The organism is Nonomuraea sp. NPDC059194, assembly GCF_042754765.1.
Taxonomy (GTDB): domain Bacteria; phylum Actinomycetota; class Actinomycetes; order Streptosporangiales; family Streptosporangiaceae; genus Nonomuraea.
In genome coordinates, this window is the sequence record NZ_JBHZBH010000012.1 from 152,201 (window position 1) to 164,743 (window position 12,543).

At 73.3% G+C, this 12,543-nt stretch carries 11 protein-coding genes; 2 read left to right on the forward strand and 9 right to left on the reverse strand.

Going from position 1 to position 12,543, the window contains the following annotated elements; translation table 11 throughout:
• Window positions 1-7: 7 nt before the first annotated feature.
• Both ACFXJ8_RS17565 and ACFXJ8_RS17570 read left to right on the forward strand, forming a co-directional pair.
• Entirely contained in the window at window positions 8-925 is a 918-nt protein-coding gene (locus ACFXJ8_RS17565; RefSeq protein ID WP_379644935.1) for a serine hydrolase, read from the forward strand.
• A gap of 157 nt (window positions 926-1,082) precedes the next feature.
• Complete coding sequence (locus tag ACFXJ8_RS17570) at window positions 1,083-2,303, forward strand: MFS transporter (RefSeq protein WP_379644936.1); 1,221 nt, start codon at window positions 1,083-1,085, stop codon at window positions 2,301-2,303.
• A 70-nt stretch (window positions 2,304-2,373) separates the two neighbouring features.
• Here ACFXJ8_RS17570 and ACFXJ8_RS17575 read toward each other — a convergent pair whose 3' ends face one another.
• The 9 genes from ACFXJ8_RS17575 to ACFXJ8_RS17615 form a co-directional block, all read right to left on the reverse strand.
• A complete protein-coding gene (locus tag ACFXJ8_RS17575) occupies window positions 2,374-3,861 on the reverse strand; it encodes an MFS transporter (protein ID WP_379644937.1) in 1,488 nt (495 codons plus the stop codon).
• A gap of 30 nt (window positions 3,862-3,891) precedes the next feature.
• Window positions 3,892-6,774: a BTAD domain-containing putative transcriptional regulator gene (locus tag ACFXJ8_RS17580; RefSeq protein WP_379644938.1), complete on the reverse strand. Its 2,883-nt coding sequence runs from the start codon at window positions 6,772-6,774 to the stop codon at window positions 3,892-3,894.
• Window positions 6,775-6,781: 7 nt separating this feature from the next.
• Window positions 6,782-7,513: an isocitrate lyase/phosphoenolpyruvate mutase family protein gene (locus ACFXJ8_RS17585; protein ID WP_379644939.1), complete on the reverse strand. Its 732-nt coding sequence runs from the start codon at window positions 7,511-7,513 to the stop codon at window positions 6,782-6,784.
• Window positions 7,510-8,232, reverse strand: a complete 723-nt coding sequence (locus tag ACFXJ8_RS17590) for a hypothetical protein (RefSeq protein WP_379644940.1) — start codon at window positions 8,230-8,232, stop codon at window positions 7,510-7,512. Before ACFXJ8_RS17590 ends, ACFXJ8_RS17585 begins: the two co-directional genes overlap by 4 nt.
• Window positions 8,233-8,262: 30 nt before the next feature.
• Complete coding sequence (locus tag ACFXJ8_RS17595) at window positions 8,263-8,970, reverse strand: ArsR/SmtB family transcription factor (protein WP_379644941.1); 708 nt, start codon at window positions 8,968-8,970, stop codon at window positions 8,263-8,265.
• A gap of 43 nt (window positions 8,971-9,013) precedes the next feature.
• Window positions 9,014-9,679: a DUF998 domain-containing protein gene (locus ACFXJ8_RS17600; protein WP_379644942.1), complete on the reverse strand. Its 666-nt coding sequence runs from the start codon at window positions 9,677-9,679 to the stop codon at window positions 9,014-9,016.
• A complete protein-coding gene (locus ACFXJ8_RS17605; protein ID WP_379644943.1) occupies window positions 9,676-10,890 on the reverse strand; it encodes a glycosyltransferase in 1,215 nt (404 codons plus the stop codon). The genes ACFXJ8_RS17600 and ACFXJ8_RS17605 overlap by 4 nt, the downstream gene beginning before the upstream one ends.
• 19 nt (window positions 10,891-10,909) lie before the next feature.
• Window positions 10,910-11,719, reverse strand: coding sequence for a DMT family transporter (locus tag ACFXJ8_RS17610; protein WP_379644944.1), 810 nt, complete (start codon window positions 11,717-11,719; stop codon window positions 10,910-10,912).
• Between the two features lie 77 nt (window positions 11,720-11,796).
• Window positions 11,797-12,417 (reverse strand): DedA family protein, encoded by a 621-nt coding sequence (locus ACFXJ8_RS17615; RefSeq protein ID WP_379644945.1) that lies wholly within the window; start codon window positions 12,415-12,417, stop codon window positions 11,797-11,799.
• Window positions 12,418-12,543 lie beyond the last annotated feature (126 nt).

Below are 12,543 nucleotides of genomic sequence, written 5' to 3' on the forward strand. Positions count from 1 at the left end.
GTGGGACATGCGTTCGGCGGTGCTGGCGCTGCTGCTCGTCACGGGATGCGGCGCCACGCAGGTGCCCGTGGTGACGCTGGCACCGATGAAGCTGACCCTGCCAGGCCCCTGCCGGGAGACCTACAGGGACCAGAAGGCCGCCGACGCCTCCCGCGCCGCGCTGAACACCGACGTCAGGCGCTTCCTGGCCCGGCAGCCGGGCCGGGTCGTGTTCATGGCCCACGACCTGCTCACGGGCGTCAGGTTCGGGTACGGCGAGCACGAACACGACATGATCACCGCGAGCGGCGCCAAGGTCGACATCCTGACCGCGCTGCTGGCCCGTCAGCATCGCCTCTCCGCTGAGGAGAGGGACCTGGCCGAGCTCATGATCAGGGAGAGCGACAACAAGGCCGCCGACGCGCTGTGGTGGCGGGTCGGCGGCGGCGGGGGCATGAGCCGCCTCTACAGCCGTCTCGGCCTGCGTGAGACGACGCCGGGGCCGAGCAAGTACTGGGGCGGCACCAACACCAGCCCCGCCGACCGCGTCAAACTCATGCGGGTGCTCGTGCGCGGCGGGCCGGGGTTGAAGGAGAGCGACAGGAAGCAGGTGCTGCGGCTCATGGAGCAGGTGCAGCGCGACCAGGCGTGGGGGATCAGCGCCGCGGCCAGGCCAGGCGACAGGGTGGCGCTGAAGAACGGCTGGACGCCCAGGCCGTTCGTCCACAACACCTGGGCGGTGACCAGCTACGGACGCGTCCACGGGCCCGGCAGGGACCTGCTGCTGGCCGTACAGACGGATCGGCAGCCCAGCCACGGCAGCGGCATCGTGGCCATCGAGGGGCTGGCCAGGATGATGGGGGAGCGGCTGGGCGCGCTGTCCCCCGAACGGGAGCGGCGCTGCGTGCGCGAACCCCAGTGGCTGCGCGGCCCCCGACGGTCCTGACGGCCGCACCCGCGCCGCTGACATAAAATGATGCTTTGTCGCGTTGTTCCTTGGCAGACCGCACGGCGGCCGCTCGCAGCGGTATCTACCCCGGTCGAAGCCCACCACGGCGGTGTGCCTCGCAGCGGGTGCTCCGTCATGACCTGGACGGAGACCCTTGAGTTCCTACCTGAACGTGCTCGCCACCCCTGGCGCCTGGCGCTTCCTCGCACCCGCGCTCGTGGCGCGCCTGCCGTACGCGATGCTGCAGATCGGCATCCTGCTGCTGGTGCAGTGGTCCACCGGCTCGTACGGCGCGGCGGGTGTGGCCGCGGCGGCCGCGGCGATCGCACAGGCCGTCGTCGGACCCCAGACGGGCCGCCTGGCCGACAGGTACGGCCAGCCGCGCGTGCTGCTGCCCCAGATCACCGTGCACGCCCTCGCCCTCGGCACGCTTCTCGCGCTGGCCGCCTCGCACGGCGCCGTGCCGCTGCTGGTGCTGACCGCCGCGCTCGCGGGCGCCTCCGTGCCGCAGGTCGGCGCCATGGTCCGGGCCCGCTGGTCGCACCTGCTCGGCGGCTCGGGCAAGCTCGGCACCGCCTTCGCCGTCGAGTCGATCACCGACGAGCTGACGTTCACGCTCGCGCCCGTGCTCCTGGTGCTGCTGTCCACCGGCTACTCGCCGGTCGTGGCGCTGCTGGTCGCGCTGGCGCTCATCCTCACCGGCACCGTCGTCTTCGCCGTCACCAGGGTCGGCGCGCCCGAGCCGATGCCGGTCAAGGTGCGCTCGACCAGGGGTGTGCTCAGGCTGCGCGGCGTCGCCGTGCTCGCGCTCGGCTTCCTGGCGATGGGGTCGGTCTTCGGCAGCATGCAGGTCGGCATCACCTCCTTCACCGCCGAGCTGGGCATGGCCGCCCTCGCGGGCCCCATCTACGCCACCTTCTCCGGCGCCAGCGTCGTCGGCGGCCTGCTGTACGGGGCGATCCGCTGGCGCGTCTCCGCCCCCGCCCGCCTCGCCTGGGGGCTCGGCCTGCTCGCCGCGGCGACCAGCGCGCTGATGTTCGCCGGCTCGGTCCTGCTCCTGTTCGGCGCGGCGGGCCTGGCCGGGCTGGTGATCGCGCCGGTCATCATCACCGGCTACACGATTATCGAACGGCTGACGCCCGCCGAGGTGCGGACCGAGGCGTTCACCTGGCTGACGGGCGCGATCGGCCTCGGCATCGCGACCGGGGCGTCGGTCGCCGGCCAGCTCGTCGACCGCTTCGGGCCGACGCTGGCCTTCGTCGTGCCCCCGGCGATGACGGGGGTGGTCGCGCTGCTCATCCTCGCGCGCCTGCGCACCCTCCACCCCGTCCCCGAACCCGCGACCACACCGCTCCCCACCGCCCACCGCCCCTGACCGCACTCCGTGTTCACGCGGTGCGCGCTCCCCGAGACGTCGTGGGACATGAGCGGCGAGGCGCTGGTGATCAGGCGTGGGCGAGGACGTCCTCGCCGATGACCTTGGGGACTCCCCGCAGCGCGCGGAAGGCGGCCAGGGCCAGCACCGCCAGCATGACACTCGTGGTGAGCGCGGTCAGCTGGAGCGCCTCGACGAAGGCGAGCTTGGCGGCCGTGATGACCGCAGGCGGCACCTGTCCCGCCACGGCCAGCGCGCCGCCGAGGCTGTCGGCGACCTGGGGCGGCAGCCCGGCGGGCACCACCAGGTTGTCGCGGTAGGCGCCGGCCAGGATGCTGCCGAGCACCGCGATGCCGAGCGACCCGCCCAGCTCGAAGGCCGTCTCCGACAGCGCCGCCGCGGCCCCGGCGCGCTCCTTGGGCACCGCGGCCAGGATCGTGTCGTTGGTGACGGCGAAGGTGAACCCCACGCCGAGCCCGCCGATCACCATCCCGATGAGCAGGTAGCCGAAGGTCGTGGTGGCGTCCGCCTGGCTGTAGACGGCGAAGGAGGCGGCCGAGCCCAGCAGGCCGAGCGCCACGACGGTGTTGCGGCCCCACCGCATGACCAGCGGGGCGGCCAGCGCGCCGCCGACCGCGCCCGCCAGGCCGCCGGGCAGGGAGGCGAGACCGGCCTGCAGCGGCGTCCAGCCCAGCACGTACTGCATGTACTGCGCGAAGATCAGATTGAGCGCGATCATGCCGAAGATCGCGAAGAGGTTGGCGCCCACCGCGCCTGAGAACGCCCGGTGGCGGAAGAGCCGCAGGTCCACCAGCGGTACGGCCAGCCGCGTCTGCCGCCATCCGAACAGCCCGAGCCCTGCCACGGTCAGGGCGGCGGAGACGGCGACGTTGGCGGTGAAGCCGTCGATGACCCAGCTCTTGAGCGTGTAGACGGCCGCCACCACGCCCACGATCGACAGCACCGCGCTGGCGAGGTCGATGGCCGCGGGGTCGGGGTTGCGCGACTCGGGGAGCACGAGGGCGCCGCCGACCAGCACCAGCGCCATGACCGGCAGGTTGATCAGGAAGACCGAGCCCCACCAGAAGGAGTTGAGCAGCAGCCCGCCCACGATCGGCCCGAGCGCGAAGCCCGCGGCGCCCATGCCGCCCCAGATGCCGACCGCCATGGTCCGCTCGGCCGGGTCGGTGAACACGTTGCGGATGATCGACAGCGTGGACGGCATGATCGTGGCGCCGGCGATGCCGAGCAGCGCCCTGGCCGCGATCAGCAGTTCGGCGCTGGGCGCGTAGGCGGTGATCGCCGAGGCGACGCCGAACGCGACCGAGCCGATCAGCAGCAGCTTCTTGCGCCCGATCCGATCGCCCAGGTTGCCCATGGTGATCAGCAGGCCGGCGAGCGCGAAGCCGTACATGTCGCCGATCCACAGCTGCTCGGTGACGGTCGGATTCAGGTCGGTGGTCAGCTTGGGCAGCGCCAGGTGCAGGACGGTCAGGTCGATGGCCAGCAGCAGCTGGGCGAGGCAGGCGATGGCGAGGCTTCCCCATTTGACGTTCATGGCGGCAGCCTGGCGGCGCGCGCTGACCGTTCACGCACCGAGCGCTGACAGGGCCTCCGTCGCCTTGGTGGCCAGCGGCAGGTTGCTGCCGTGGGTGGCGGTCAGGACCGCGGTGTACCAGTGGCGGGCGGTCTCGACGTCGCCTGCCGCCTGCGCCACCTCGCCCAGGCCCAGCATGATGCGCATCCTCGTGTCCTCGGCGCTGTACCAGGCGGTGGGGCACTCCTTCAGCGCCTGCTCCATCAGCGCCTTCGCCTCCGTCAGCTCGCCACGGGACATGGCCACCCCGCCGAGGCCCAGGTGCGCCCGCGCCAGCGTCTCGCGGGCGCCGGTGCGCGTGGCCAGCTCCACCACGCGCAGGTACTGCCATTCGGCCTCGGCGAGGTCGCCCAGATGGGCGACGGCGTCGGCCTTGCGGCAGCCGAAGTCGGCCAGGTCCTCGACGGCGCCCAGCTCCTCGGCCAGGGCCTCGGCCTGTCCCGCGAGCTCGACGGCGGCCGCGTGGTCGCCCTCCTGGTAGGCGAGGTCGGCCATCCCCGACAGCGCCAGCGTGCTGCCCCACCGCTCGCCGAGCGCGCGGAAGGCCTCGAGAGACCGCTCCAGATGGGCCCACGCCTCGTCGGGCATGCCGAGGTTCTGCCGCATGAAGGCGAGCCCGGCGTGGCTCAGCCCGCGCATCCACGGCGACAGCTCCTCGATGGCCTCGGCCGTCATGGTCGCGATCATGTCGTAGTTGTCGGGCGGCCCGTGGAACATCGGCATCATCACGTTCAGGAACTCCCACCCGAACGGCGACTCCCCGTCGTAGCGCACCGGCCCGAGGTCCACCTGGGTGTGGTCGGCCCACGCCGCGACCAGCACGCACATGGCGTACTCCTCGGTCGGTCCAGGCTCGACCGCCGCCAGCACCTCGGCGGCCATGGCCGCGCCCTCCGCCCTCCTGCCCCTGAACCACCAGTAGCAGCCGAGGCTGCCCACCAGCGTGAGCGCGGTGGCGGTGTCGCCGTCGCCGAGCGACCAGCGCAGCGCCGCGTGGAGGTCGTCGCGCTCCTCGTCCAGCAGCGCCAGCCACTCCAGTTGCTCGGCCCTGCGCAAGTGGGGGTCGGCCGTGACGGCCAGGTCGAGGTAGTGGGCGGCGTGGGCCCGCCTGAGCGCGTCGACCTCGCCCGCCTCGGCCAGCCGTTCGGCGCAGAACGCCCTGATCGTCTCCAGCATGCGGTAACGCTCGTTGACGACCTCGACCAGCGACTTCTCCACCAGCGAGGTCAGCAGCTCCTCAGGCAGCCCGCACACCCGCTCGGCCGCCTCCAGCGTCGCGCCGCCGACGAACACCGTCAGCCGCCTGGCCATCGCCTGCTCGTCGGCGTCCAGGAGCTCCCAGCTCCACGCGACCACCGCGCGCAGCGTCTGGTGCCGTGGCAGCGCCGTACGGCTGCCGCGCGCCAGCAGCCGGAAGCGGTCGTCGAGCCGCGCGGCCACCTCGGCCACGGAAAGGGAGCGCAGCCTGGCGGCGGCCAGCTCGATCGCCAGCGGCAGCCCGTCGAGCGCCCTGCAGATCCGGATGACGTGGCCCTCGGCGTCGAGGGTGAACCCGGGCCTGACCGCGGCGGCCCGGTCGGCGAACAGCCGCACCGCCGGGTAGTCGAGCGCGCCGGGCGCGCCGGGGGGCGGCAGGCGCAGCGGCGCGACCGGGAAGATCGACTCGCCGGTGATGCCGAGCGCCTCGCGGCTGGTGGCCATCAGCCGCAGGTGGGGGCAGGCGGCCAGCAGCCGGTCGGCCAGCGCGGCGGCGGCGGCGACCAGGTGCTCGCAGTTGTCGAGGACGAGCAGCAGCCTGCGCTCGGCCAGCGCGGCGACCAGCCTGGCCACCGCGTCGCCGGCGATTCGGTCGGGCGCGTGGAGGGAGTCGCGCAGGTCGAGCGCGCTCACGACGGCCTGCGCCAGGTCCGCCTCGTCGCTGATCGGGGCCAGCTCGACGAAGCACACGTCGCGTGGCGCGACGGCGGCCGCCTCGGTGGCCAGCCTGGTCTTGCCCGAGCCTCCGGGGCCGATGAGCGTGACCAGCCGCGCTTCCTCCAGCAGCGCCTGGACCCGGTCCAGGTCGTCGGCCCGGCCCACGAAGCTGGTCAGCTGCGCGCGCAGCCCCTTGCGCGATACGTCGCCCTCGGGCCGGCGGGCGGGGCCGAGCGAGGGGTCGGCGCGCAGCACGGCGAGGTGGGCGGCGGCCAGCTCGCTGCCCGGCGTGACGCCGAGTTCGTCGTCGAGGATCCTGCGCCCCTCCTCGTAGGCGGCCAGCGCCTCGGCCTGGCGGCCGCTGCCGTACAGGGCCCGCATGAGCTGGGCGCGCAGGCGCTCGCGTAACGGGTGCGCGGCGACCAGCTCGCGCAGCTCGGCGGCGAGCTCGCGATGCGCCCCTAACTCCAGCTCGGCCTGCACCCTGTCCTCGACGGCGGACAGACGCAGCTCGACCAGCCTGGTCGCCGCCGCCTCCGCCAGCGGCGCGTCGGCCAGCGGCGTCCCCCGCCACATGTCCAGAGCCTCCCTGAACAGGGTGGCCGCGCGTGCGGGATCGCCCGTGCGCATGGCCTCGCGCGCCTGGGCGGTCAGCAGCTCGAAGCGGTGCGCGTCGACGTCGGCCGCCTCCACGGCGAGCCGGTAGCCGGCCGGGTGGAACTCGACCAGGTCCCTGCCCAGCGCCCTGCGCAGCCTGGAGACCTGGGACTGCAGCGCGTTGGCCGCCGTCTCGGGCGGCTCGGCGCCGTAGAGGCCGTCGATCAGGTGTTCCTGGGTGACGACGCGACCGGCGTCCATGGCCAGCAGGACCAGCAGCGCGCGCACCCTGGGCCCGCCGATCGCGACCGGCCGCCCTTCGGCGTCGCGCACCCTGGCAGGACCGAGGATCTCGAAGCGCATGCCCCGATTATCGTGGTTCGGGCAGGAGCCGCACGATCTCGGCGTAGGTGGGCAGCGCCGCGTCCTTCTGGAGTACGGCCAGCGCGCCCTGGAGCGCGGCGCGGTAGAGCAGGGAGCCCGTGCTGATCCTGGCGACGCCCACGCCCGCCAGGTCCTCGACGGGCGGGCCGTACAACACGTTCAGCGGCAGCGGGGTGCTCTCGACGAGCTTGGAGATCGTGCCCAGGTCGTTCGTGCCGGGGACGAAGATCCCGTCGGCGCCCGTGGCGGTGTAGGCGCGCACGCGCTCGAAGGGGTCGTCGCCGGTGCCGTGCCACAGCGCGTCGGTGCGGGCGTTGACGAACACGCCCCTGCCCGTGACCGCCTCCAGGATGCGGGTCTGCTCGCCGATCGGGCGCAGGGTGCCGTCGGCGCGGCCGTCCTCCAGGTTGACGCCCGCCACGCTCATGCCCGCCAGCAGGTCGACCAGGTCGGCGATGGCGGCGGGGTCGTCGTCGAAGCCGTTCTCGATGTCCACGGTGAGGTGGACGGGCAGGTCCTTGACCAGATCGACGAGGTCGAGGGTCTCCGCCTTGGTCGCGGCGGCGGCGTCGGGCTTGCCGTGGACGGCGCTGACGCCGAGGCTCGTGGTGCCGACGGCCGGGTAGCCGTGGGCGGCCAGGAAGGCGGCTGAGCCGTAGTCCCAGGCGTTGGGCAGGACGAGCGGGTTGCCGGGCTGGTGGAGGTCGGCGAAGGTCATCGGTACTCCATGATCGTTTCGAGGATGCCGGTGGCGATGGCCATGGCGTGGCCGGAGCCGGGGCAGCGGCGGGGGCCGTGGCCGAAGGCGAGGTCGGGAGTCAGGTCGACCTCGACGAGCACGCCTGCCGGGTCGACGCGCTTGGTGGCGCTGACGGGCGGGTCGTGGCGGAGGGTCTGGTGCAGGAGTTCTTCGGGGTTGCTCGCCTCGTGGAGCCTGGCGAGGGCGTTGCGCAGGAGCGCGGTGGTGGCGCCGTGGGCCTGCAGCAGGATGGTGATCTCGGGGACGTCGGCGAGCGTGAGCAGCCGGGCCACGGCGGCGTCGATGTCGGGGGTGACCACGCCCGACAGGTAGCCGGTGGCGGCGGTCTCGACGGCGGGCGCGAGGGCGTCGAGGTCGTGGACGCCGAGCGCGTGACCGAGCACCCTTGCGGGAACCCCGTGGGCGAGGACACGCCCGGCCATGTCGCGAGGGGAACCGTCGAGCAGGGCGCGGGTGGTCGTGGCGGCGGCGGTGCGGAGGGCGGCGGCGTCCAGGCGCGACAGCCGGTCCTCGACGAGGGCGCGGCGCTCGGCGTGGACGGCACCCGCGGCGAAGCGGGAGACCTGCGAGCGCAGCCAGCCCAGAGTGCCGTAGGCGGCGTCCGCGGGCGGGGGCGGCGGAACGTACGATGTGTCAGACAGGACGGCGCGGACTTCCGCATAACCGGTGATGCGCATGGAACGACGGTATGCCCCGGTCAGTTCGGCCTACGCCGAAGTGTGGGGCCGAAGTGTGCCGGCGGGGATCTCCAGCAGCGCGGTCAGGCTGGTCAGGCCGGCGTCGGTCACCTTCAGCGCCCGCTGACCGCCGATCCTGGCGACCCATCCGGCCTCGAAGGCGTGGCGGCACAGCGCGGCGCCTGCCGTACCGGCCAGGTGGGGGCGGCGTTCGGTCCAGTCGAGGCACGGCCTGGCCATCGGCCGCGTACGGCTGGCCTCCAGCGCGATCCCGAGCCGGGCGAACCAGTCGGCGCCGGAGGCGCTCAGCGAGAACCCGGGCTCCAGCAGGCCGTGCGACAGGAGGGCGTCGGTGACGGCGACGCCGAGGCGTCCGGCGAGATGGTCGTAGCAGGTGCGCGCCCTGGCCATCGCGGCCGACGCGCTGGCCGCCCGCAACGACGTGGGGGCGGAGCCGCGAGCGGCGGGTTCGACGTGCGCGGCCAGGTCCTCGACGAGTTGCGCGGTGGCCGCGTCGGCCAGCCGCACATAGCGGTGCCTGCCCTGCCGTTCCTCGGTGAGCAGGCCGCCCTCGACCATCTTGCTGAGGTGTTCGCTGGCGGTGGAAGGGGCGACCTTGGCCGCCTTGGCGAGCTCGCCCGCCGTCCAGGCCCGCCCGTCGAGCAGGGCCAGGCAGAACGCCGCCCTGGTCGGATCGGCCATGAGCGCGGCGAACGAGGCGAGACCTTGAGCTGACATGTCTCTACGGTAGGCCCGTGAGGGTTCGGCGACCGCCGAACCCTCACGCGGCCTTGGCCCGGTCGGCGGGCGGGGTCGTGGCGATGCGGGTCTCCCGCGGGGCCACCGGCAGATCGACGGGAAGGCGGTGGTCGAGGGAGGCGGCCAGGCCCATCACGACCACCAGCACGACCTCGGCCACGATCACCGCCCGCTCCATCAGCCCGTAGTAGACCTCCCCGCTGATGAACGGCGAGGTGAGCGAGGCGGGGTGGGCGGCCAGGTAGACGGCCAGGACGACGACGGAGGTCACGGTCAGCGCCCTGACCAGGTTCCATCGTGGGAGAGCGGCGCGGCCGCGGGCCAGCGTCCAGCCCGCGACGGGCAGCGAGGTGAACACCACCGCCGAGGCCCACCGGTGCACCTCGCCGGACAGCGACTTGGCCATGCCGGGGTCGGTCGGGAAGACCGCGCTCAGCATCAGGCCGGCGGCCGCGGCGATCAGCAGGATCCTGGCCGCCGCGGTGCGGGCGGGCTCGCGCACGGCCAGGCCGTAGGCGAGGAACACGCAGCCGCAGGCCAGCGCCAGCATGCCGGCCACGACCAGGGGCATCCCGCCGGGAACCAGCGCGTAGTCGCTGACCAGCGGCTGCGGGGGCAGCGCCAGGTGCGCGTAGGCCAGCGCCGCCAGGCACAGCAGCGCCGCGACCAGGGGAGCCACCAGGATCATCGGGCGACCTCGGCGTAGATCTCCTCGAAGCGGGCCAGCGAGGCCTGGTGGTCGTGGGTCAGCGCCAGCTCGCGGCTGGCCCTGCCCGCCCTGGCCCGCAGGTCGGCGTCGGTCAGCAGCGCCGTCAGGCGCCCGGCCAGGCCGATCACGTCGCCCGGCTCGAACAGGTAGCCGTTGTCCTCCACCAGGTGCGGCAGCGCCATCGCGTCGGCCGCGACCACGGGCAGCCCGCTGGCCATGGCCTCCAGCGTCGCGATGCTCTGCAGCTCGGCGACGCCAGGCATGGCGAACACGTCGGCGGCGGCGAAGGCCTGCGGCATCGCCTCGTCGGGCACGAACCCGAGGAAGAACACCCGGTCGCCGACCCCGATCCGCCCGGCCAGCCGCTCCAACTCGGCGCGCTGGTTGCCCTTGCCGACCAGCGCGACCTGCGCGTCGGTGCTGTTGAGCACGTACGGCAGCGCCCGCACCAGCTCGTCGAGCCGCTTCTCCTCGTCCAGCCGCCCCACGAACAGGATCGTCTCGCGGTCGGGCAGGCCGAACGCCTTGCGCGCCCACGCCTTCGGCTCGGCGTGCGGGTGGAACCTGGTCAGGTCGATCCCGCAGGAGACCGGCTCCACCTCGCGCGCGAAGCCCTGGTCGGCCAGCAGCTTGGCGGCCAGCGGGGTGGGGGTGGTGAGGTGGTCGGCGCGGGAGAAGATCCTGCTGAAGTCGCGCCAGGCCAGCCTGCCCGCCTTCTCCCGCAGCGTGGCCGGGATGTGCGCGAACTGGAACAGGTTGTCGGGCATGAAGTGGTTGGTCGCCACGATGGGCACGCCGTTCCTGCGCGCCGCGGCCATCGCCGCCCTGCCGACCACGAAGTGGCCCTGGGTGTGCAGCACGTCGGGCTCGATGGCCCGCACCAGGCGGTCGAGCCTGGCCGGGACCGTCACCCGCATCGTCGGGTGCACCAGCAGCGGCGCCGAGCGCAGCCGGTGCACGACCACGCCGTCCTCCACCGACGCCTTGGCGGGGCCCTCGTCCGACTGGCAGATCACGTGGACGTCGTTGCCACGCGCGGCCAGGCCCGTGGCCAGGCGGTGGGTGAAGTAGGCGGCGCCGTTCACGTCGGGCGGGTAGGTGTCGGTCGAGATCAGCACGCGGCGGGGCCTGGTGGGCACCGGCACGAGGGTCGGGCGGGCGGTCGGCGAGGAGGCGAGCGGCATGGCCATGATGGGGGACTCCTACGAGTTAGGTGTGTGATTCGAGCGGGGTGGTGCGCGCGAGCGCGATCGTGCCCGCCGCCGTGAGCGCGGCGGCCGCGATCGGGACGACGCCCTGGGGGAGGGGCTCGCCGAGCAGCAGGGCGCCGAAGGCGACGGCGGTCAGCGGGTCGGCGATCTGCAGCGAGGCGAACGAGACGCCGAAGTGGCCGACGGCGTAGGCCCGCTGCAGGAGCACGAGCGCCAGGAGCGCGGGGACGGGAAGGGCCAGCAGGTACCACCAGTTCCACGTCCCGTCGACCAGGACGCGCACGAGGGTCGCGGTCGCGCCGTACAGCACGCCCGCGCTGGTGGCCAGGAGCGCGGCCCGTCCCGCGGGGGAGGCGACCCGCGCGCCCGCCCACAGCAGGACCGCCGCGACGCCCGCGACCGCGAGCAGGGTGACGGCCCCGTCAGGGCTGAGGTACGTGGGGCCCTGGTGCGGGGGGACCAGCAGCACCAGTCCGATCAGGCCGATGGCGACCGTGGCCGCCGCGGCCAGCTCGTTGCGCGACGGCCGGCGCCCGTGGAGCCCGGCCGCGATCGGCAACGCGAACAGCAGGCTGGCCACGCCCATCGGCTGGACGACGGTCAGCGGGCCGAGGCCGAGGGCCAGGATGTGCAGCCCTCCGCCCGCGGCGATCGACACCCCGCCGAGCAGCCAGCGGGGCTTCTTGGCGAGGGACAGCAGGCTCGGCTTGGCCGAGCCCGAACCGATGGCCTCGAACTGCTGGAGAGCGGCGCCGAGTGCGAAGAACAACGAGCCGACCAGGGCCACGGCCGCGGCGATCACAGTCATTGCGCACTCCTTTCACCTGGATGAAGACATGGGGAGATGTCCGTGAGATCTCCGCTCAGGGACGCGGGGGCGAACAGTCAGGACTCGCCTTCGGCTGCGACGAGCGCCCGGTGGGAACCCGGCGAACGCCGCTTGCGCAGCCAGCGGACGAGCTCGACGATCGCGGTGATCGACACCGCGATGCCGAGACCGAGCAGCAGGCCCTTGAACGGGTCGTTCTCGAAGGCCATGCCGCCGAAGAAGCCGATCAGCGCCGAGTAGACCGCCCACGACCCGGCCGCGATCGCGTCGAAGAACGCGAACGACCTGCGCGGATAGCGGACGCCGCCCATGGTCAGGGTGGCCGCGGTCCTGCCGCCGGGGATGTAGCGGGCCACGACGAGCAACAGGCCGCCACGCTCGGCGAGTGCCTGCTGCGCCCATACGTAGGCCTTCTTGCCCTTCAGCCGCTTTCCGGCCTTGCTGCCGATGAAGTAGGAGATGTGGTCGCCCACGAAGGCTCCGACGGCGGCCAGGACGATCACCAGCCACAGGTTCGGGTCGCCGGTCGAGGCCGCGAACACGCCCGCGGTGATGACCGCCGTCTCGGCGGGCACGATGGGGAAGAACCCGTCGAGCACCGCCAGCGCGAACAGCGCGACGTACAACCAGGGCGAGGTCATCACCTGGTTGAGCAGGTCGAGGATGGCGTGGGACATGTGTGAGCTCCGGTCTGTGGAGGAGTTCTCTCAGAGTGGCGGTGGATCAGCCCGGTGGCATCGGGGAAAAGCCCCCGGACGAACCCCGGCCGTCCCCTGGAAATCTCAGGGATCTACCTCCTCGAA

Bases quoted from the DNA above. Each gene is read 5' to 3' on its own strand.
- ACFXJ8_RS17565 (WP_379644935.1), top strand. From the start codon at position 8: ATGCGTTCGGCGGTGCTGGCGCTGCTGCTCGTCACGGGATGCGGCGCC.
- ACFXJ8_RS17575 (WP_379644937.1), bottom strand. From the start codon at position 3,861: ATGAACGTCAAATGGGGAAGCCTCGCCATCGCCTGCCTCGCCCAGCTG.
- ACFXJ8_RS17580 (WP_379644938.1), bottom strand. From the start codon at position 6,774: ATGCGCTTCGAGATCCTCGGTCCTGCCAGGGTGCGCGACGCCGAAGGG.
- ACFXJ8_RS17585 (WP_379644939.1), bottom strand. From the start codon at position 7,513: ATGACCTTCGCCGACCTCCACCAGCCCGGCAACCCGCTCGTCCTGCCC.
- ACFXJ8_RS17590 (WP_379644940.1), bottom strand. From the start codon at position 8,232: ATGCGCATCACCGGTTATGCGGAAGTCCGCGCCGTCCTGTCTGACACA.
- ACFXJ8_RS17595 (WP_379644941.1), bottom strand. From the start codon at position 8,970: ATGTCAGCTCAAGGTCTCGCCTCGTTCGCCGCGCTCATGGCCGATCCG.
- ACFXJ8_RS17600 (WP_379644942.1), bottom strand. From the start codon at position 9,679: ATGATCCTGGTGGCTCCCCTGGTCGCGGCGCTGCTGTGCCTGGCGGCG.
- ACFXJ8_RS17605 (WP_379644943.1), bottom strand. From the start codon at position 10,890: ATGGCCATGCCGCTCGCCTCCTCGCCGACCGCCCGCCCGACCCTCGTG.
- ACFXJ8_RS17610 (WP_379644944.1), bottom strand. From the start codon at position 11,719: ATGACTGTGATCGCCGCGGCCGTGGCCCTGGTCGGCTCGTTGTTCTTC.
- ACFXJ8_RS17615 (WP_379644945.1), bottom strand. From the start codon at position 12,417: ATGTCCCACGCCATCCTCGACCTGCTCAACCAGGTGATGACCTCGCCC.